General features: G+C 40.8%; 17 protein-coding genes and 1 tRNA gene. 12 read left to right on the top strand and 6 right to left on the bottom strand.

Going from position 1 to position 20,613, the window contains the following annotated elements; translation table 11 throughout:
- Window positions 1-98: 98 nt before the first annotated feature.
- A tRNA-Ser gene (locus BMW55_RS03410) sits at window positions 99-190 on the top strand.
- 367 nt (window positions 191-557) lie between these two features.
- Here BMW55_RS03410 and BMW55_RS03415 read toward each other — a convergent pair.
- Both BMW55_RS03415 and BMW55_RS03420 read right to left on the bottom strand, forming a co-directional pair.
- A complete protein-coding gene (locus BMW55_RS03415) occupies window positions 558-1,112 on the bottom strand; it encodes an NUDIX hydrolase (protein ID WP_089965373.1) in 555 nt (184 codons plus the stop codon).
- Between the two features lie 2 nt (window positions 1,113-1,114).
- Window positions 1,115-1,945: a helix-turn-helix domain-containing protein gene (locus BMW55_RS03420; RefSeq protein WP_170839716.1), complete on the bottom strand. Its 831-nt coding sequence runs from the start codon at window positions 1,943-1,945 to the stop codon at window positions 1,115-1,117.
- A 189-nt stretch (window positions 1,946-2,134) separates the two neighbouring features.
- Here BMW55_RS03420 and BMW55_RS03425 point away from each other — a divergent pair, with 189 nt between their 5' ends.
- The 7 genes from BMW55_RS03425 (at window position 2,135) to BMW55_RS03460 (ending at window position 8,169) form a co-directional block, all read left to right on the top strand.
- Window positions 2,135-2,422, top strand: coding sequence for a hypothetical protein (locus BMW55_RS03425; RefSeq protein ID WP_089965376.1), 288 nt, complete (start codon window positions 2,135-2,137; stop codon window positions 2,420-2,422).
- A 40-nt stretch (window positions 2,423-2,462) separates the two neighbouring features.
- Entirely contained in the window at window positions 2,463-2,714 is a 252-nt protein-coding gene (locus BMW55_RS03430) for a hypothetical protein (protein ID WP_089965378.1), read from the top strand.
- Window positions 2,715-2,983: 269 nt separating this feature from the next.
- Entirely contained in the window at window positions 2,984-3,445 is a 462-nt protein-coding gene (locus BMW55_RS03440) for an NUDIX hydrolase (protein ID WP_089965381.1), read from the top strand.
- Window positions 3,446-3,836: 391 nt separating this feature from the next.
- Window positions 3,837-4,256 carry an NUDIX hydrolase gene (locus BMW55_RS03445; RefSeq protein WP_089965383.1) on the top strand — a complete coding sequence of 140 codons (420 nt, stop codon included), beginning with the start codon at window positions 3,837-3,839 and terminating at the stop codon, window positions 4,254-4,256.
- Window positions 4,257-4,259: 3 nt separating this feature from the next.
- Window positions 4,260-5,849, top strand: coding sequence for a radical SAM protein (locus BMW55_RS03450; protein WP_089965385.1), 1,590 nt, complete (start codon window positions 4,260-4,262; stop codon window positions 5,847-5,849).
- A 277-nt stretch (window positions 5,850-6,126) separates the two neighbouring features.
- A complete protein-coding gene (locus BMW55_RS03455; protein WP_089965386.1) occupies window positions 6,127-7,704 on the top strand; it encodes a DUF4244 domain-containing protein in 1,578 nt (525 codons plus the stop codon).
- 12 nt (window positions 7,705-7,716) lie between these two features.
- A complete protein-coding gene (locus BMW55_RS03460) occupies window positions 7,717-8,169 on the top strand; it encodes a hypothetical protein (RefSeq protein WP_089965388.1) in 453 nt (150 codons plus the stop codon).
- Between the two features lie 437 nt (window positions 8,170-8,606).
- Here BMW55_RS03460 and BMW55_RS03465 read toward each other — a convergent pair whose 3' ends face one another.
- Window positions 8,607-9,980, bottom strand: a complete 1,374-nt coding sequence (locus tag BMW55_RS03465; RefSeq protein ID WP_089965389.1) for a PepSY-associated TM helix domain-containing protein — start codon at window positions 9,978-9,980, stop codon at window positions 8,607-8,609.
- A 655-nt stretch (window positions 9,981-10,635) separates the two neighbouring features.
- On the opposite strand from BMW55_RS03465, the gene BMW55_RS19900 reads away from it, so the two are divergent.
- Entirely contained in the window at window positions 10,636-11,169 is a 534-nt protein-coding gene (locus BMW55_RS19900) for an SgrR family transcriptional regulator (protein WP_425283813.1), read from the top strand.
- A 208-nt stretch (window positions 11,170-11,377) separates the two neighbouring features.
- Here the strand turns inward: BMW55_RS19900 and BMW55_RS03475 are convergent, their stop codons facing one another.
- On the bottom strand, window positions 11,378-11,893 hold the full coding sequence (locus BMW55_RS03475; protein WP_089965393.1) for a hypothetical protein: 516 nt from the start codon (window positions 11,891-11,893) through the stop codon (window positions 11,378-11,380).
- A gap of 124 nt (window positions 11,894-12,017) precedes the next feature.
- Window positions 12,018-12,536 (bottom strand): hypothetical protein, encoded by a 519-nt coding sequence (locus tag BMW55_RS03480; protein ID WP_089965394.1) that lies wholly within the window; start codon window positions 12,534-12,536, stop codon window positions 12,018-12,020.
- A 1,009-nt stretch (window positions 12,537-13,545) separates the two neighbouring features.
- On the opposite strand from BMW55_RS03480, the gene BMW55_RS03485 reads away from it, so the two are divergent.
- A complete protein-coding gene (locus BMW55_RS03485; protein ID WP_089965396.1) occupies window positions 13,546-14,991 on the top strand; it encodes a protein kinase domain-containing protein in 1,446 nt (481 codons plus the stop codon).
- Window positions 14,992-15,119: 128 nt separating this feature from the next.
- On the opposite strand, the gene BMW55_RS03490 is transcribed toward BMW55_RS03485, so the two are convergent.
- Window positions 15,120-16,382, bottom strand: coding sequence for a helix-turn-helix domain-containing protein (locus BMW55_RS03490; RefSeq protein ID WP_170839717.1), 1,263 nt, complete (start codon window positions 16,380-16,382; stop codon window positions 15,120-15,122).
- A 763-nt stretch (window positions 16,383-17,145) separates the two neighbouring features.
- On the opposite strand from BMW55_RS03490, the gene BMW55_RS03495 reads away from it, so the two are divergent.
- Both BMW55_RS03495 and BMW55_RS19905 read left to right on the top strand, forming a co-directional pair.
- The gene (locus BMW55_RS03495) at window positions 17,146-20,340 is read left to right on the top strand and encodes a right-handed parallel beta-helix repeat-containing protein (RefSeq protein WP_089965399.1); all 3,195 of its coding nucleotides are present in this window, start codon (window positions 17,146-17,148) and stop codon (window positions 20,338-20,340) included.
- Window positions 20,337-20,456 carry a hypothetical protein gene (locus BMW55_RS19905; RefSeq protein WP_483099579.1) on the top strand — a complete coding sequence of 40 codons (120 nt, stop codon included), beginning with the start codon at window positions 20,337-20,339 and terminating at the stop codon, window positions 20,454-20,456. The genes BMW55_RS03495 and BMW55_RS19905 overlap by 4 nt, the downstream gene beginning before the upstream one ends.
- Window positions 20,457-20,613 lie beyond the last annotated feature (157 nt).

Raw genomic sequence — 20,613 nt, forward strand, 5'->3', positions numbered from 1 at the left:
TTCGTCCGGCTCTTTGATGGAATTACCCTTGACTTTTTTAGTCTTTTTCTATATTATTATTTATTGTTCAGATATACTTTTTTATATTCAACCGTTATGGAGAGGTGTCCGAGTGGTTGAAGGAGGCGGTCTCGAAAACCGTTGTACGGGGCAACTCGTACCGTGGGTTCGAATCCCACCCTCTCCGCCAGAATCAAAGGGTTTCGCGACTAGCGAGCCCTTTTTGTTTTGCCGGAATCGGGCAATCTTCTAATGAACTTCTAACGTTAGTCTGCTAAAGTGTTTTTGATCTGGTTCCTGAGAAGTAAAAATGGTCTGAACCCCAAAGATGAGACAACGAAAAAACACCCGTACGGCTTTATCCAGATGGTAAAAAAGGCCTTTCCAATCTTTTATAGAGAAAACAAAAACCCCCGTAAAAGTGGGCATCCACCTGTCTGCGGGGAGATCAAAATACCTTCATCTGTCGAGTACCAGCTGAGAGCGGTCGAATGTCTTTGCAAATTCTTTTTGTTAGAGTGTCGGATAAATAGTAAGGCGTACAGAATTTTTCATTTTCAGGTTGAACTACTTGTATCTGCATACAAACGCAATAGCTTTTCAGTCGAGGGAAATGCAAGCTTATTCCAAGGAATTTCATGAAAATGGAAAAAACAACCTTTTTTGCTTTCGATGTTAACGGTAACTTCTTCATGATCGGCAATCGCTTCGTAAGCCAATTGAATCAGTCCATCTTCAGGAGAAGAGAATGTACTAACAATTTCATGAACTTCTACAGAAAGACCTGTTTCTTCTTTTACCTCATTCTTTATTGTTTCAAAAAGATCATGTCCACGTTCAACATGTCCTCCTGGAAATGCCCATAAGCCTTTCCCAGGCTCTTCGTTTCTTTGAAGAAGTAATACTTTGTTTTTTTCTCTATTTAGAACCACAGCCACTACTACCAGTTTTGGATCTAAGTAGAAGATAAATTGACAATGATGACAAAGTAGTTGGGGTTGGTTGGGAATATGTAAGTCTTCTAATGAAAAACGGTGCCCACATCGAGGACAAAATTTTAAGTCCTCTTTTTTATATCTCCACTGATATTTAAAGTAAAGCTCTTTGTTCATTGTTAAATCTCCTTAGTAATGGATTCATTATTCCAAATTGAAAAAAATTTATTCTTTACTTGTTCGTATAATGTATGTTTACCGTTGATCTTATGTAATGTAAAGCGAGGTCGATTTTTTTCAGGAATGTAATCTGTAATTTCAACGACTAGTTTTCCATTCTCTCCATTATCGAATCCAGTTATAATATACGGAAAAATTGTACTGTAAGTCTTGATCTTGAGGCGAGAAATGAGTTCTTGTGGTAGAGATTTGCGAAGCTGATTAAACTTTCGGATTGAATTACGAATCTCGTAGTGGAATTCTTGTTTATATTCTTCATCTTCAATAAATGTGAGAATAGAAGAATTGCTTTCGATCCAATCAGGGTCTAGGATTAGTAAGTATACTTCTCCCAGCCAAAGCTTATCTTTCAAGATATCACTTGAATCTTCAGACAAATGAATCATTGAAGTTCCCGAAATAAAGCAATTTCCTTCTGCTTCTAGGAGACAATTTTTATAGTCTAAAATACGATCATGAGGTGAATCAGTAAGTTTAATTATACCATAATCATTTTCAAAAATATGAGTCTGACATTCAGATAAGTTCGGATTAAATGGATCGTAATCGGAAAGTCCCATTTTCCAAAGTGGAATTTGTAAAATCTTACACAAACGGCGGAGCGTTTGAGGGTCAGTGATATTTTTTATGCCTCGTTCCACATCAGATACATAATTGACACTCACACCGGTTCCACCACCAGATTGGGGCCACTTCTCAGCTAACTGCGCCTGCGTCATTTTTAATTTCTCTCTAGCTTCACGAATTGTTAGACCGTAATGGTATTTCATACCCTTACAACCTCGCATTCCAACTAATTAGTGTGAGTAATCTTCAAAAATGCCAACTTTTCAGGTTGTTCTAACTTTTGTGAGTATCAATCATAATATTCTTAGGCTGATCAAACTAATCGTGCATATTATACAATTATTGTTCAAGTAGTCAAGTGTTCGTACTTTTGAGAAAAGGAGGGTGAAAAATTGATAAAACTCCAAGTGGAAGGTCAACCAAACCATGTCAAATCGTTTCTCCAAGACATTGGGCAGCGTCCACAGATTGAACTGGTTCACCAGGAAGTCCACAACAGAGGAATGACTGGGCAGGTAGATGTAAGCGTATCATGTTACATTAGGTATCTTAAGGAGAGCCGGCAACAAACCATTCAAATGGAGACAGCAGAAGGGGTAAAAATTGATATTCCGATGTGGGATTTAATTGCGGTGGAAATCGAGAAAGGGGTTCGGGTGTTTGCTGGCAAGGTTTTTTGATCTTGTATCTCTTTCATCTTAAAAGAGGAGTGAAAGTCTTGTGGAGGAAAGAAAAGTTGTTTTGAAGCTCGACCATGAGACCAAGCGGATTATTTGCCGTTTGTTGAATCAGCATGTGGAAGCAATCAGAGAAAAGGCAGAGGGGCAAAAAACATTTGCCAAGCTTCTGCTTGCGCATGAAGCAGACCGGACAAATTATATTCTGGATCAAATTCATGAGCAGTGGAAACAGGCACTTCCTTCATTGCCAACGCTACTGGAAACACCTGGATCAGGTGATCTTACACAATGAAATTAGCAATTGAAACCCTGTATCTGTCGCGTGTCAGATGTAAAGACTGTCGTACAGTGTTCGTGTGTGCCAGCACTGAATGCAACAAAGAAGAAAAAGTCTTAGTCCGGTATGATCGTCAAAACACCGTCGATGATCATGAACGTAAACAAAAGTTACTGAGCAGTACACCATACAAAAAGGTTCCACTTATTGCGATTGGAACGATTACAGTCAGTAAACTGATCAAAATCAAAATTTAAATATACCATGACAAAGGGAAGAGAGGTATGACATCAAACCACAAGGTTTGCAACTTGATTGGAAATCGCTCTTTTATGGTTGTTGGTTCTAGTGTCTTGGTCATTAATGAAAAGGGTCAATTGCTTCTCCAACAAAAAAAGGAAAGCGCATGGTGCTTGCCTGGAAGTCTTATGGAGTTAGGAGAGACGTTGGAGGAGACGGCCAGACGTGCAGTGTATGAAGAAGCTGGACTGGTGATCGGGAGTCTGCAGTTGCTTCGTGTATTCTCTGGAAAAAAATATATTTTCCGGTTTGAAGAGAGTGAAGCTTATGCAGTAACCGCAGTTTATGTTACAAGAGATATTTTGGGAGAAATTACAAAAGATGAAGTGGAGACTAACCAAGTTCAGTATTTTGATTTTACTATGCTCCCAGAAAACATTGAATCCGAAGATAAGGATTTCATTCAAACCTATTTAAAACGAACCTTACCAAGTGTTCCACATTAAAAAAACAAAGTTTTATCTCTGGGTTCATCAATAAATGGAGAGCTTGTTGTATAGTTAGTCTCTCTTAGAAAGATAGATTGATGCAGAGGTGACTGAATTATTGGACGAGCTCTCCAAATCGAATTTTTTAAGAAGCCTTCGGTTCTCTTACATGCCATTAACCGCACACTCGATGATCTGGATAAGCATAACGCATACGATCAAAGTCGAGGGAGAGGCATTGTCATTCGGGTTGGATATACGATTTCGGTAACAGGAGGAGCTGCGGCGGGGTTGCTAAAAGATTGAAGAGGGACCAGTTGAATGATGTCAAAAAAAGAGATAAAGCGGATTGGAACTGTTAAGATGTGTAAAATGAAATTTTTTCTGAAAAAAGAAAGAGGAGTATTGAATGAAAAAAATAACATTTGATCAAACAATCCGGGAAAAGGACATTTCATTTGTTGTTATCGTGTGCCGTCATAGTGGAAAGTGGTTATTTTGCAAGCATAAGGATCGCAACACATACGAGTCACCCGGCGGCAGAAGAGAGGAAAACGAGAATATTTGGCAAACGGCACACAGAGAATTGTACGAGGAATCGGGCGCAATTGATTATGATTTGAAAATGATCAGCCCCTATCGAATGGATGAAAAATGCGGGATGTTATTCTATGCAGATGTGAAGAAATTCGCAGTATTGCCTGACAGCGAAATCGATTCAGTTCACTTTTTCGATGAGATCCCGAAGGAATTGACTTATCCTGAAGTGCAACATGAGCTAGTGGAGCGGATCAAGGAGGAAATAAAATTTGACGTGAAAGGGTTGTGATCGATGGATTCGATCAACATTTTTGATTGGCCCAAACGTTACTTGGACATTATCCGAAGCAAACCTCTGATCCCATTGGACAAGCAAAAACGGCATGACGGAAAATCCATTGTCGTTGTTTTGCCGACTCGATTTTGCAAAGTAGGCTGCACCCATTGTTTTTGTCATTCCAAGCCCAAAATGCGAGATAATATTTGTTTGGATGAAAAAAATGAACTATCATGGGATGGCTGCTCGAAAGTAATTCAATTTATCAATTCTGCCGACGTCGAATATATGCTGATTGCCGGCGGTGGAGAACCATTTGAGAAAGAAGATTTTATTTATTACCTGGTCGAACATTGCAAGGTGAATCGAGCTGTAATAGCTACGAATGGATTTTGGGGTCGAACGCATGAAAAAGCATGTCAGGTACTAAGTCGCTTAAGAAAAATTGTTGAGGAACGGGCGGAAAAACTTATGTTGGTTCTGCGCTTGAGTGTAGATCAATGGCATATAGCGCGAATTGGAAACAAAGGGCTTATCACGATTATTGATGCTTTCAATCGGCTCATTGGCGAACACAACTATTTGAAATTGGAATTGCATACAATTGAAAATGATAAATCAATTGATGAACTCCAATTACATTTCCCGAACAGCCACAAAAATGATGGGACACAAGTAGCTTCTGATAATGACAAAGTACTTAAAAAAAGCAAAAAACGAGGATTTCTCACCCTGGAAAGCGGTTTGAAAATCCCCATTGGCTACGCCAAACTGTTTTATCCAAATTTGCTGGTTAATCTGAATGACTCAGACGAAAAAATTCAGCGCGTTTTAAAGCCATTTTACGAAGATATCAAGGTGAATCAACAAGGGAATTATTCTGTCATCTACAATGATGATGGAACAAAAGGGCTTGATTATCTCATTAATTTTAACGGAAATATCACGACATGGGGAAATTACCAACTGGAGAATATCAGCAATCTCTACATCGATGCATATGAGGACGTACAAAACAACTTGTACAATGATATAATCAGCTATTCCTTTATTGACCGAGATCACGAATTCCGCGAACAATTGATTAAACCCGTGAATCCTTCAGCCATTCTCAGGGCCGCTGCTATTAATGTACGAGATTATTCAGGAGCTTACATGCTTTTAGAGAGCCACACAGCATTGTATTACGCTATTCAGGTCATCAGATATTATACGGATGAGGGGCTTATTGATCAATCAACATTTAGTCACTTCCCGACAGAATTGCTTTCTGTCATCCATAGCGACAATGAACATGTTATCAGTCTTTATTCGCAATCAATGTACTCTATTATTCAGCAATACGCTGAAGATTCTAATTGCACAAAAGATGACTGGGTAGATTTGTTCAAGCTAATTGAGTTAAAGCATTTTTGCGTTACTGATGAGCAGATCGCGCAAGGACTGGAATTTTTCAACGTAAAGTATGGAACCCAATATACTGAAATACACGAAGTTATCCAAGATATAGATATTAAGAGTGCGATTCCTAGATTAATTGAAAGGATGACCTTTCAGCAGCCAAGAGTCTCTGCTCGAGGTCGCAGTACATCGTCATCTGGTTAAGAAAAAGATACCCTGAAAACTGAAAAAACGCTATTCTTTCGGCAAGCAACATGAAAGGATAGCTTTTTCTTTACCACCAATTAGTTTGACTGATAGTAATACTCTACTCGGGGTCTGCTTGTCTACATGAAACACCAAATAACCGAAATTTATTAGTTTAACGACCTCAAAATGTTTCTCTGGCCAAAAAAGTAAAATTTCAGGTGAACCTATTTCTGAAAATGATAATTATGTTATATTTACCTTAGGTAAAAGTTTCCTATGAGGTGAAAAATATTTGCTTCTCAGAAAAATTTTCGAACATGCGAGGAAGATCCTATTAAGCAGGAAAGGCTCTCCTACCATCGAGTATGTTGTGGTTATGTTAGCAGCAATTGCCCTCGCATTACTGCTGAATCAAGTCGTAGCAAGCGCTGAGATTCAAGAGCTCCTTAAAGAAAAAATTCAACAAGCCATTAACGGTCAGATGGTCGATTCACCATCTGACACTGTTGCTTCCAGTTCTAATGAAAAAGAAAGCTCAAATAGTTCAAGTCAGAAACCTCAATCGTTATCAGAACGTAACCAAGAGTTATTCGGGCAAATCGAACTCTTTGACACCATCAAAAAAAGCGCAAAGAATATATGGAATGGTGTAACTGATGCTGCTTCAAAAGCCTGGTCAGAAGCCCAAGATAATTTACATCAAAGCATATTGGAAGGAATCAAAAAGAACGGTGCAAAACAAGAGTTCATTAAGCAGGCTTTAATGCTGTTTGACCCGTTGAATTTACCCAATAAACTAATCCAGGCGGCTACTGGATACGACCTTCTAGGTAGCGTTTACGATTATGTATCAGAGCATCCAGCGGAAACAGCAGTAGCAGCTGGACTGATTCTTTTATCTATATTTCAGCCAGAAATCGGGGTTGCTGGTTTAATCAGCGGAACGGCATCTGGAAGTATGGTTGCAGGTGGTGCCAGCGGAATTTTTGGATGGGCTGTATTTCGAACGGTTGGAACCTGGATTGCACGGAGCCGTTTTGGTGCGTGGCTTGCTGAAACAGCCTCACCATTTGTTCAACGACTTGTTACCAACAGTTTGTCCGGCGGGGCGGCGGCATTTACCGACAGCGTCGTATTTGACTGGTTGAAAGGTAAAATGCCAAGTATTAAAAAGGCTGTTGTATCCGGTTTAATTGGATTAGGTGTCGTTTTAGGTGGAGGAGCCATTGCAGAAAAGGCTCCAACTATTATATCTAAGATCAACCAACTTCCTGTGTCTCCAGTGACTGTATTTGAAGATGGAAGTGCTTCTGCACCGAAAACTATCGGTGATACAGAATTTGGACGATGGTTACAGAAGTTTGCTAGCAATAGAGCTAGTGGAAGTAAAAAAGTTACACGTGATGATCTGATTCCTGGAAGCGCCGAACATAAAGAGCAAAGATGGAAAGAATACCTAGAGAACGGAGGGAAAATGGATTACGACCACTGGAGTAAACTTTATGATGCCAATATGGGTAAACCAGGTAAATCTCATCAAATTGTAGAAGCGTATAAAAACAAACTTAATTGGGAAGGATCAACACAAGTTGCTGTAAATACTCCTTATGGACGACGACTGTTAGATATTGCAAATACGGATTTACGAAAGGCTATTGAACATAAAACGACAACTAAAGAAGATATAAAAGGTTATTTTTCACTTAATGAAAGAATTAGGGAAGAAATTGCTAAAGATGAATATTTGGTTAGTCGGGGCTGGGATATCACTTGGGTATTTGAAAATGCAGGTGCGAGTGAACCTCTTAAACAAGAGCTTAAAAGAAGCGGTATAAAGGTTAAATTTGAGAATACAAGATCTAATAAGTAGGTGTTGTTTATTATGACTAGAGAGAAGTTTTTTTCTTCAGAAGATGAATTTCAAAAATGGTTGTTTTTTCAATCGGACGTGCTTGAATCCTTTATTAAGGAATTTGATAACTTAGACTTGGATTATTCCCCAGAATCACTTATTCAATTGGAACAATGGATTTTAGAAAGACATTATTCCCCAAAATCCTTTATTAAAGACGAAAAGGCGGAAATTATAGATGCTATGATTCGCTATGTAGGGCAAATCTATGTAAAACACTTAAAATGGATATGGGATATTGAATTGAAAGATCAAAAATATGCTTTTTATAGTATGCCTTTAGTAAAACCAAAAGACGATAAAGATAATATTTATGCTGAATCTCCTTTTAGTCTGCTTGTAGCTTGTACTGATCGGAGAGTTGGGGATTATATATATCGTATGTTTATGAACATGAAACAGGAAATGAAAAAAAGAGGTTAGAAAATTGGTGGTAACGAGTCAGGGGGCAATCCTTTGCCTTTTGTTTTAGGAACAGATTTTATGATATGAATGTTCAAAAAATGTTCAATAAAAATAGGCGGTCTGAAGCAAAAATGGGGCTCATTTTTGGGGGATTTAGCCTTCTAACAAACCTTCTTACGTACCGTATTCTCCAGGGTTTATTTCGCTTAACTGAGGTTGGTTGAACGGGCGGTGTGTTTTGGCTTATTGGTTGCAGTTACTCGTAATTTCTGCGGTACGCATAACTCGAAAACCGTTGTACGGGGCAACTCGTACCGTGGGTTCGAATCCCACCCTCTCCGCCAGAATCAAAGGGTTTCGCGACTAGCGAGCCCTTTTTGTTTTGCCGGAATCAGTAATCCAAATCAGCCATAAAAAAGCGACCGAATTCCCATTCAGTCGCATTCATACTTCCATTATCCTACCCATTGTTTCACTTTGGGAATCCTTCTGATGACCAAAAAGTCCAACAAAAGTGCAATGATCAGAGAGACTCCGACGAGCGGGAACAACACACCAAGAGCCATAATAATGATTGCTGCCCATTTCGTCATTTTAAAGTTTTTCGGCAGAGTGGGAGCACCTAATTTCCCTTGGGGTCTCCGTTTCCACCACATGATGACTCCGGTGATCGCAATGGCCACGATTCCGAGACATACGATCAACCCTGCAAGTTGATTTGCAAGGCCAAATTGGGTTCCTTTGTGAAGGGTGATGCCAGTGGAGATGATTTTGGCCACTGGACCATAATCGTCAAACCGGAAATCATCCAGCACTTTTCCACTGTATTGATCCAGGTGTAACGTGGCCTCATCCTCGGATTTGTCGGGAAATACAGATATGGTGTAGACTCCCTTTGGATCCTCCGGGAAGTAAACAGTGTAGCCGGGATGAACATGACGAGCATTGGCAATCGCCACCACTTTGTCGATGGAAACGGGAGAAACTTTCGCTTCCTCCGATTGTGGAACAGGCCGTTGTTCGGCTGCCCACGGCACATCGGCCACATCCCTGGAAGGAATGGTCGACTCCGGTTTTTCTCCTCCCCAAACTGCAGCGGGATATCCGATGCCGGCATTCGTAGCCAATTTTTGCACCTGCTCCCCCCAAAATCCGGACCAAGGAAGACCTGTCATGATCAAAAAAGCGATCCCCAACGACAGCCAAAAGGCCGGAACCGCATGAAGATCCCGCCAAAAGATTCGTTTTCCTCCATTCAATCGGGGGAGAAGGGTGCCGAAAACGCGGTTACGGTCCCGAGGCCACCAAAGATAGATCCCCGTGGTCAGAAGAATCATGGCCCAACAAGCCGCCAGTTCTACCAGCCGGTCCCCCCATGTCCCGGCCATTAATTCTCCATGCACTTGTTCTATCTGATCCATGAATCGGTCGTTGTCGTTTAGCTCCCCAATGATCGTTCCGTTATACGGATTGACAAAGACTGTCAGGGACCGACCGCCATCCAGAATTCCCACTTCGGATGATCGGTTCGCTTCCGCATGAGGTCGATATCGGGTAATTTGAGCATTCGGATAGGCTTTTTTGACCTGTTCGATCTGTACGGACGGTGCCAATTCCTTTCCTTCCGCTTGAACCTGGTACAGATCCTTGTACATCCAGGATTCGATCTGGGGCTTAAAAAGATAGATGCCGCCGGTGATCGCCAGCATGACCAAAAACGGAGCGAAGATTATCCCTGCATAAAAATGCCAGCGCCAAATGGCTTGGTAGAGTTCTTGTGAATGATTCTGACGAATGTTTTCTTTGAGTTGAGTTTGACTGACTGCCATCTCCTCACTCCTTTACATTAATGATTTTCATGGTTTTTATGATTTTCGTGGTGATCGTCGTTGGAACTCGATGAACATGCCGTTCCCGACAAAAGCAAGGCGACAAGCAACATCATGATGCATCGTCTTTTTTTTCAACATGAAGCGCCCTCCTGTTCAAGAGAATGGAAACTTCAGGATTTGATTCAATTGGTCATGCAGCTGTCGCTGATAGAAGAATGTGAGTGAAGAGAACCTCTGAAGCCCATACCCGGCAACTACACACAGAACGCAGATTCATCCAAATAAATGGATCATCAGGACAATGAAGCGCCAAATACAATACGCGAAAGATTTGTATGTAAGTATAGAACCTAACAGAAGAGAAACCATGACTCCAAAGGGCTATCATTGATGTCAAAATCATGAATAACAGGATGAAGTAAAAGGAAGAGAGTCCGCCTTTCTTTTATGATAAAAAATTCACACCTTTCCACGATTTACCGATTGGCTTAATATAGTTATTGATACAACGAAGCGGATGATGATAAGTTATTTGAGAAACTTGATGGCTAGCTATATGCATCGATGTGTCATCATCCTTTTATTTGCCGTATGGGTGCGTCAAATATAAACATGAATATTTCCATTCTTCGTCAGGGGGGTCTTCATGAACATGATCGAGCGTTATTTTGACTTACGTCAGATATACCCGGATGTGAAGGAGAATGTCCCTTTTCCCGTGAGGGTCGCAGAGCTCGCTGAGATCTTATGTTGTTCGCCGCGTAATGTAAAACACTTGTTAAAAAAAATGGAGACAGCCGGTTTCATCAAATGGGAGCCGGGAAAAGGCAGAGGAAACCGATCCAAACTGACATTTACACTCCCTCTTGGAACGGTGGTCATCTATCACTTTAAAGACTTGCTGAATAAGGGGAAGGTGGATCAGGGGATTCAATTCATTCATAGAAAGGGAGTCCCGGAGAACATACGAAAGATGTGCTTCAATCATTTGCAGTCTCAGTACAGGTCAGCTGCAAGCGATACAAAAAAACAGCAGGATCTATCAAAAAAACTATTCCAAACATTTCCTGTCATGCGTCACCTTGTTAGGCAAATCCATGATACCTCGCCTTGGTTTATTTCCACCCGCCCGGCAAAAGCATCTTCTTTCATTTGGCCGAATCATGGCAATCAAACCGACTTATAGGTCAAAATGGTTCTTGCAAGGTATCTCATGAGGACAAATTTACAAATGAATCAAATAAAGACATGGCCCTTCTTGAGCCATGTCTCAGACTTTAGAAAAACCACTTCTGAAAATCGGTTCAGAATTGGTTTTTCTACAGTCTAAGGGCATCCATTGCCCTATATATCTCATATTTTCACCCTAGCTAAATGGGCATATAGAGAATCGGTTAATCACTCTTGTTTTTTTCCCTTAAAAGCCTTCTTTTTTGTCTTCTTCTGGAACGCCACCTTTTTTCTATTTCCTTAAACTTGTCTTCTATTACTCCCTTTTCCAGTAAATCAAAAAACATAGAATATATTAATGCCAGGACAAGACCACCCTTTAATGAAATGGATAACTCATCAATGTAGTCATCTATAAAATAAATATATCCTAGTATAAGAAAAAATGACGCAACTGTTTCTATAGGTCGATTGATCTTCTCATAGATTTTTTGATTGCATAATTTAACTAAAACCAGTTCAATGGCTAGTGCTATAGGAAATAGAGGAGCTAAGATAAATACCATAGCTACAGCGTAAAAATAGTAAGCCTCAGTGGATGTAATGACAATATCCAAAAAATCAATATAGCTTATACCCCAGATCAAAACGAAGTTTGGTAGAGCAATAGCTACTAGTATGAGACTTATTAACAAGAGCATAAATAAACCAACAACTGCATAGTCAGATAATTTCCTCATAGGCATACCTCTCTCAGAAAGAAAGAGTCTCCTAAGAGACTCTTTTTTATAGCCAACGATTAATAACAAAACGAATCAGCGTGACAGGTAGAAGGAAAAGCATTTACCGTTTAACAAGCGTTTTTTATATCAACCAAAAAATAACCTCAACTAACATCTCTGCATCTTTTTTAGGGACACCCGCTTTTACCAAGGCATTTATAACGGCGGATTTTGTACCACTTTCTATTTTTTCAAGTGCTCTCCCTATTTTGCTAGAATATTTTCTCATCAAGGCCGCATTTTTAGGGCTTAACGGCTTTAGGAGTACGCTTAACTGCGCTCCACCTTTTTTGCATACCCATCCAATAAACCGCAAGGCCTTTACAGTGTGCCCAATAGGACCTCTGTCTCCTTGAATGTTATTGCGTTCTTCCGGGGTCATTTGGCTTAAAGAACTTTGTATCAAAACCTCTATATCTTGTTTAGCGGACTCATCCCCAATAACTCCATCGTCCCCTGTTTCAATCTGGGCTAAAATGACGGGTTTAATCGGAGCTTCAGAAGTGCTTGTGCTTGCATAAGCTGAATAGGAGCCTAAACCTAGACCAAAAGTACTGATAGCAAGAGTAGTTGCAACAGTTTTTTGTAATTTGGGAGTCATCAAACTTTACCCCTTTCACTGGTATAGTTTTGAATTCACTCTAATAAATATAATTTGAGGATTTTTATATCAGGGATGTATTAGTATGCGTGACTTTTCTAGTTCATTCCGTGAAAATACTACTTTAGTTGTCTTACTTGACTTTTTGTCCAATATCCTGTCCCTTCGGTTCAACAAGCTAGCACTCTCTCTGTATCGACCTTCCCTTTAAAATTGCCTTCTCGCAAGGTGGCTATCGTCACATTTTTCGTTGAATCCCTTTGCTTTTCAACCATTTTGTTGTAGGGCATACTGTTTCTTCAATTTCTCAAGCATGTAATGGATTGAACTGGTTTAGAGAATTTTATTCCATGATCATTCACTTGAGCTACAGATATGTTTGGAAAAGAAAGGATGGTTGTTAACATCGCCGTCGATAAAGCTCCTGCCAACCACTTGCCATTTTTCACTGAACAGTCTCATTTTCCCTTAAATGTAAGTTATTGATTTCGTGACTGTAAGACAATTTTTTGTAATACTCTTGAATGTTATAACCTCCATTCTGAAAGTCGTTTTAAGTGGAGCTAACTCTTATTATAGATTGTTAAACATAGAATAAAATTGTAAAATTGCAATTTTTATTTCCTCTTTTATAGTGGTTTGTAATTGCTCGATTCGAGATTCGTTACTGGATAAACACTGGTTCTGTCTGTTGAAATGAACGGTCTTGCTTTCTGTTTAGTCCATGAGTGTTTTATCGCAATCTGATTACATCTGATTTCCCGTTGAACGATCTTCCATTTTCCCATTAACAAAAATGAATGATGAGTATTCTCAGCACCTTTTGTTCAGTAATGTTCAGCGGAAAAAACATGATGTGGACATCCCTTGTTCACCGATCCAAACACGTTCTTCTATCGTTCCGAAATCATCTTGTTGCCATGAAACCGAGATTATAATATAGATGGAGGAATCTTTTCCGATAGGCTGTTTTTGTTTGATCAGATCAAATAAGGAGAAATGAAAATTTATGGAAGGCAGGCTGATTGCGAAGAGATATGAGATTATCGAACGGATTGGCGGCGGGGGAATGGCTGTTGTATATAAGGCGATGGATCAGGTCTTGGATCGTTATGTCGCAGTAAAAGTATTACACGATGTTCTCCATCATGAAGAAGGAATTCTCCGTTTTATTCGAGAGGCTAAGAATGCCGGTAGATTGTCTCATCCCAACATTGTGAGTGTGTATGATGCGGGCCGGGAAGGGGAAATACATTACATCATTATGGAGTATATGGAAGGGAATTCGCTGAAGGAATGGATGGAAAAGAAAGGTCCGCTTTCCCCGGAGGAGTCGATCACCATCGCGATGCAGATCTGTGACGGATTGGCTCATGCTCACAAGAATGGAATTATTCATCGTGATATTAAACCTCATAATATTCTGTGTGCTCCTGATGGACAATTTAAAATTACTGACTTCGGTATTTCCTTTTTTTCAAAAGCTACACAGATTACCGAAACGGGCATGGTGATGGGTTCTGTCCATTACTTCTCTCCGGAGCAGGCTTCCGGAGCAAAAGTGGATCATCGGTCAGATTTGTACTCATTGGGAGTCGTTCTTTATGAGATGGTAACCGGACAAGTTCCGTTTGACGCTGACAGCTTTCTATCGATTGTATTAAAACATGTGCAAGCCCCCGTACCCAATCCGCAACAAATAAACCCTGAGGTTCCCGGCCAACTCTGTAGGATCATCTTTAAGGCGATGCATAAGGACCCGAACCATCGCTTCCATACCGCCGGCGAGATGAAACAAGCCCTGCAGCAGGCTCTTAACCAAAAAACTCATCCAAGGAATGCCATTTTGGCAACTTCAGCTGAACAAGTAGACGATTTACATTTGCCAAGGAAGAAAAAGGCCTGGAAACAACGGGTGATAATGGCTGCAATTTTTGTCACCTTCGTCTCCTTTGCTGTTTTGATCCAGGTAAATGAAAATGATTCAACTGCCAATCGCCCGCCCGCCAGCCAAAAGAAACCGGTTGAAGCCCAGACGGCAGAGGCTTTGACAAATTCCTCCCCAAAGAGGACGGAACTAAATGGAACCTACCGTTGGTGGAGGGAGATTCCGGACTCTAAACAAAGAGACCGGGTTTTTCGTCACTTCCGGGCTGACGGAACCGATGGAGAGTATGACGTACAATTGGAAGTTGGAAACCTTTCTGCTTCCCAATTCTATTACAATATTTATGTTGTTGATCGTTTCAGTTCACGCCTGATTTTAAAGGGGAAAAGCGTTCCATACCGTAAAGTTCCGGAAAAAAATTTTGTGTTAACCCGATTTCATGTTTCCATTCCGGAGGTTTTGCTGCCTGGCAAGGGAATTGTGAAGATTGAAATTTATTCGTCTAAAGATCGAAGTGATGCGGTAGAATTCCTTCTGCAACAATGGGGACATCCCCCGAAAAAATGAGCACAGGTATCAAATTCTCCGGCTCATTCTTTGAACAAACCTTTTATGGGGAGATGAGGGATATCCACCGCAGTCGAATCAAACCAGGTTTTAGAGAAACTGCTATAATTGCGGAGATATCCCTCTTTCTAATTCAGCTGATCAATCAATATGGAAGCTTGTTCATATTTTCCGGTCTGATAATATATTTTAGCTTTTTTTATGATCAGGTGATGATTTTCTCTGTTTGATGTACCTTCTTTCGCACAGGAGAGAGACCGATCATAATAATTCAGGGATAAGGTAAAGTTTTTTCGCTGAAACTCAATGTCCCCCATTAACTCATAGGCCCTTCTAAGAATTTCGGTTTCCCCTTGATTTTCTGCAAAAATAGCTTCACATTCTTTAGCGGCAGCTTCAAAATCCCCATGATAAAAATGAGTCTGAGCCAACTTCATCATCGTGTTCCGTTTCAATCGCAGATATCCCATTTGTTGATAAAGATGAATCGCTCGTTTGAAATACATCACGGACGGATCATAGTTCTGGTTACGTAAAAACAGGATTCCTAAATTCGTATAGGTTCCGGCCTCATTTTCTTGATCATTGGTCAATTTAAATGCATAAACCGCCTTTTCAAAAGCATCGATGGATTCTTGAAAACGATTCAACTCCATATAACAGACACCTAAAGCCATATAAATGCGTCCCGCTTTGAAGTAGGAATCCGTGGTTTCATTTAACTTCATGGCTTCAGTTAAAAAATAAACCGCAGAAACATGCTCCCCTAATTTCCCGTGAACCATCCCCAGATTGATGAGCAGAGAAATTTGAACCGGTCCGGTGATCTGTTCAGATATTAACAGCCGGTAAGCCTTTTGCAAAACTTGCAGGGACATTTCATCTTGATCCATCTTTGAATACACTTTGCCCAATGAAACGAGAGACCGCACCAGTATTTCATTTGGGTAAATCATCTCTAAACAGGAAACACTCTCCGAATAATAGGACACTGCCTTGGAAAAATCATGTTTTTTCTCGTGAATCTTGCCCTGTATCCACCGTAATATTCCCTTCTGTGCAGGATCAAGATCATCCGGACTCTGAAACCATGAGCGTTCCAAAAACTTCGCTGCTTTTTCATATTCGCCCCGTTCAACATGATTTTCAGCCTGTTTGATCGCTTTTTGTACTTGAATAGGAAGAAAGTCTCTGTCCAGAGGAGGATCAGATAGTTTTTCAACACTTGTATTCAATCTCCTTGCAAGCTTCACTAAGAGGTTATAAGAAGGTTCCACCTGTCCCTGTTCGATTTGGCTTAAGTAACTGCGAGATACAATTCCTTCGGCCAGTTGGGACTGAGTTAGTCCTGCTTCCGATCTTAGTTTGCGAATTTTGTACCCAATCCTCATTGCATCATTCCTCGCTCCCAAACAAAAAGGGTGCTCTTTTTGATTGTTTGCCAACATGAGCCCTACTCCTTAACGAGAATGGCAAACTGCATGAAATAGAACGCTCTGCGCGTGGTTGCGGTCAGATCGGGTAAGCTGGGTGACGGGTGTCCATCCTCTTTCTTCATTCAATGTTATCATTATTTTCAAATCAAAAAACAACAAAAAACTTCTATATAAAAAGGATAAAAAGGGGTTTAGAAAAATTTTCTATAAACGGCCCTGTTTGCGTTGTTTTGGCAAAGAGGTTCCACTAGTATGGTATTGTGTAAACAAAAACACACTGGATTTCGTAGTATATACATCGATCCAACCACTCACCAGGTTTTTCGTTGTAACTCTTGAATAAATAAAAATAGGGAGATGTTCTTCCCGGCCGTTTTTCCTTAAGGAAAGGAGTTAGTAAAGAGGAATTCGATCACCATTCAGTTCTTCAATCAATTGAATAAAAATTGATATAATTAAAAAAGGGAATACGGGTAAAAATTTAAATATTCCAACCTGTTTAGTTGATAAAAAAATTGCTTTAGCGAGTTTTCTGTTCACGGAAAGCCGTTGATTATGATCTGATTCGACTCATGTACAATGGTTGACCCTGAATGGATCGTAATACAGGGATGCAAGAGATGAGATGAGTTCTGACTATTCGGATCGGTTTATCCCAACAAATGGACAACTTTTTCCGTAAAATTTGATTTACTAACCGGGAGGCTGCAAAAGTGAGATGAGTAAAAAGATTATTGTTTCGAAAAAACCATTTTCTAAATATAAGACGATTACCGAGGCCATACAAAAAGCAGTGCCTGGAACCAAAATTTTTATTGAACCAGGTATCTATAAGGAAAATATTGTTATAGATAAACAGGTTGAACTGCTTGGCAAAGGACCGGTGAATGAAATTGTGGTTCGCAGTGAAAATTCCACTTCTATTCTGATGCAGACAGAGCGCGCGACTGTTCGTGGGATCACCATCCACCAGAGGGGGGAAGCGAAGGGGGATGAGTATTTTGTTGCCGTTGATGTACCTATGGGTTCATTAACTTTAGAGGATTGCCACATTCGTTCGGATATCGGGCATGGCGTACGCATTTATCATTTGCATACCAATCCGGTCATCCAGCGATGCAACATTCATCATGCGAAAGGAGTTGGAATTCTAATATATAGTGAAGGAAATCCGGTCATCAAAGACTGTAAAATTTATAATAGCGAACATAATGGAGTATGGGTGAGAGAAAAAGGCCGTGGGACCATTGAGAATTGCGAAATATACGGTAACAAGTTTCCAAACATAACGATCACAAGTGAAGGGAATCCGGTCATCAAAGGCTGTAAGATTTATAATAGCGAACAAAATGGCGTATGGGTGTACGATCAAGGGCGCGGGACCATCGAGGATTGTGAGATATACAGTAACAAGTATCCGAATATAGGTATTACAAGAGAAGGGAATCCGGTCATCAAAGGCTGTAAAATTTATAATTGTGAACAAAATGGGATATGGGTGAAAGAAAAAGGCCGCGGAACCATCGACAATTGCGAAATCTACGGTAGCAAGTATCCAAATATAGCGATAGCAAGCGAAGGAAATCCTGTAATAACAGGCTGTAAAATTTATAAGAGTGAACAAAACGGAGTATGGGTGCACAAAAAAGGCCGTGGGACCATTGAGAAGTGTGAAATCTTCGGTAACAGGCAGCCAAATATTCATATAGAAAGTGAAGGGAATCCGGTCATCAAAGGCTGTAAAATTTATAAGAGTGAACAAAACGGAGTATGGGTGCACGAAAATGGCTTCGGAACCATCGAGAATTGCCAGATCTACAGGAACGGTTATCCAAATATAGCGATAAAAAGTGAAGGGAATCCGGTCATCAAAGGGTGTAAAATTCATAATAGCGAACAAAATGGCGTATGGGTGTACGATCAAGGGCGCGGGACCATCGAGGATTGTGAAATATACAGTAACAAGTATCCGAATATAGCTATAACAGGCGAAGGAAATCCGGTATTCAGAGACTGTAAGATATACAATAATAGCCATTATGGAGTGTGGGTCAAAGATAAAGGCCGTGGGACGGTTGAGAGTTGCGAAATATACAGTAACAATGTGGCGAATATAATGATAGAAAGTGAAGGGAATCCGGTCATCAGAGGCTGTGAGATTCGCAATAGTGAACAAAATGGAGTATGGGCTCTCAATAAAGGACATGGGACCATCGAAAATTGCAAAATTTACGGGAATTCCAACCGGGATATCCTCATTTCTGAGGATAGTCATACAAAGGTTTTGAATGAAGCGGGTCCGAGAGAAGAAAAGTCGGAAAAGGCGAAGCCGGATCGTTCTTCACAAGCGTCCTCGGAGTTAACGGAAGTATTAGCGGAATTAGATTCATTAATTGGAATGGAAAACGTCAAAGAGCAGATCCGGAAAACCATTGAATATATTCAATTCAATCAAGAGCTGGCTAAGTTTGGGATTGAATCGGAAAATCTCAAACTGGCTGTTTCCCATACGGTACTGTACGGAAATCCGGGGACGGGAAAGACGACCCTGGCCAAGTTGTTGGGAAAGCTCTACCGGGCCATGGGATTGTTGTCTTCCGGCCACGTTGTTCAGGTGAACCGTGAAAAGTTAGTTGCCGAATATATAGGGCAAACAGCCCCCAAAACAAAAGCCAAAATCGATGAAGCCATAGGCGGAGTGTTATTTATTGATGAAGCCTACGAACTGACCAATAAAGGCCTCAAAAATGACTTTGGTCCGGAGGCCATAGCGGTGCTGCTGGAAGAGATGGAAAATAAAAAGGGTGAATTTATGGTCGTGGTTGCGGGCTACACTCAGGAAATGGCCCGTTTTCTGGAAGCAAATCCAGGGTTGAAAAGTCGATTTACACAATACTTCCACCTCCAGGACTATACCCCTAAGGAGATGGTGGAGATTGCCAGGAAAATGGTAAGAGATCAAAAACGTCAACTTTCACAAGATGCTGAGGAAGCGTTAGCTGAGGAATTTACGCGGTTATGGAGGAAAAGAGATCGGTTTTTTGCGAATGCCCGCACGGTGCGTACCTATGTCGAAGCCATGCTGCAGGCTCAGGCACAACGATGTCTGCGAGTGCCAAGAGAGCAATGGACAAAGGAGTTTCTTTTGACATTAACTTCAGAGGATGTCAAAGCAACCATCCCAAAGGAGAAAACAAAAGCGTTTGACCTCCCGATTAACGAAGCATTATTATCTGAAGCTTTACAGCAATTACATCGCATGATCGGGATGAAACGGGTAAAAGAAGAAATTGCAAAGCTGGTCACGCTGGTTCGGTTTTACAAGGAAGAAGGAAGATCCCTGGATGAGCTGTCTCCTCATACATTACTCATTGGAAGTCCGGGAACGGGAAAAACAGAAGTCGCCCGGATTCTGGCAAGAATATACGAAGCACTGGGGATTTTGGAGCGGGGAGATCTCGTAGAGGTAAACCGCGATCAATTAGTAAGTGCTTATCAGGGTGAAAGCGAAAAACTCATTGCCGTTTATATCGATCAAGCAATGGGGGGGACGCTGCTGATTGATGAAGTGTACCAGCTCACGCAATATGGTTTACAAGACCCGGGGCATAAAGTAATTGAAGTATTACTGAAGCGGATGGAAGATGACCGAGGAAAATTCATTGTTATTGCAACGGGGTATAAAGAGAAAATAGAACAATTTTTAGACAGTAATGATGGTTTGCGCAGACGTTTTGTCCGTCGGATTGAATTTGAGGATTATACGCATGCAGAGTTGATGCAAATTAGCGACTTAATGTTTCAGGAAAAGGGATATCAATTGGACCCCAAAGCCTGCTTGCTTATTACGAATACGTGTGTAAACATCGGGATCATACATTTGGTAATGCCGGGCTTGCCCGGAATATCGTGAATGAAACAATAAAGAATCTCGACTACAGGATCGCGAAACTACCGAAAGAAAAACGTACGCAGGAGGCAATGAAAACCATCTTGGCAGAGGATATCCAACTTGACACGGAAAAGTAGCTTGTTAAATATGATGGGATCAAAATTTCCCCCGTCCATATAACTCGAAAACCGTTGTACGGCAACCCGTACCGTGGGTTCCAAACCCACCCTCTCCGCCAGAATCAAAGGGCTTCGCGATTGCGGAGGGGGGGATCTCTGCTTCGATGATTCGCCC

Origin of the sequence: Lihuaxuella thermophila, from assembly GCF_900110165.1 — a bacterium.
Lineage (GTDB): Bacteria > Bacillota > Bacilli > Thermoactinomycetales > Thermoactinomycetaceae > Lihuaxuella > Lihuaxuella thermophila.

Excerpts from the sequence above, each read along its gene's own strand:
- BMW55_RS03445 (WP_089965383.1), top strand. The coding sequence starts at position 3,837 with ATGAAAAAAATAACATTTGATCAAACAATCCGGGAAAAGGACATTTCA.
- BMW55_RS19900 (WP_425283813.1), top strand. The coding sequence starts at position 10,636 with ATGATCGAGCGTTATTTTGACTTACGTCAGATATACCCGGATGTGAAG.
- BMW55_RS03490 (WP_170839717.1), bottom strand. The coding sequence starts at position 16,382 with ATGAGGATTGGGTACAAAATTCGCAAACTAAGATCGGAAGCAGGACTA.
- BMW55_RS03495 (WP_089965399.1), top strand. The coding sequence starts at position 17,146 with ATGAGTAAAAAGATTATTGTTTCGAAAAAACCATTTTCTAAATATAAG.
- BMW55_RS03415 (WP_089965373.1), bottom strand. The coding sequence starts at position 1,112 with ATGAACAAAGAGCTTTACTTTAAATATCAGTGGAGATATAAAAAAGAG.
- BMW55_RS03480 (WP_089965394.1), bottom strand. The coding sequence starts at position 12,536 with ATGACTCCCAAATTACAAAAAACTGTTGCAACTACTCTTGCTATCAGT.
- BMW55_RS03460 (WP_089965388.1), top strand. The coding sequence starts at position 7,717 with ATGACTAGAGAGAAGTTTTTTTCTTCAGAAGATGAATTTCAAAAATGG.
- BMW55_RS03440 (WP_089965381.1), top strand. The coding sequence starts at position 2,984 with ATGACATCAAACCACAAGGTTTGCAACTTGATTGGAAATCGCTCTTTT.
- BMW55_RS03475 (WP_089965393.1), bottom strand. The coding sequence starts at position 11,893 with ATGAGGAAATTATCTGACTATGCAGTTGTTGGTTTATTTATGCTCTTG.
- BMW55_RS03465 (WP_089965389.1), bottom strand. The coding sequence starts at position 9,980 with ATGGCAGTCAGTCAAACTCAACTCAAAGAAAACATTCGTCAGAATCAT.
- BMW55_RS03450 (WP_089965385.1), top strand. The coding sequence starts at position 4,260 with ATGGATTCGATCAACATTTTTGATTGGCCCAAACGTTACTTGGACATT.
- BMW55_RS03485 (WP_089965396.1), top strand. The coding sequence starts at position 13,546 with ATGGAAGGCAGGCTGATTGCGAAGAGATATGAGATTATCGAACGGATT.
- BMW55_RS03420 (WP_170839716.1), bottom strand. The coding sequence starts at position 1,945 with ATGAAATACCATTACGGTCTAACAATTCGTGAAGCTAGAGAGAAATTA.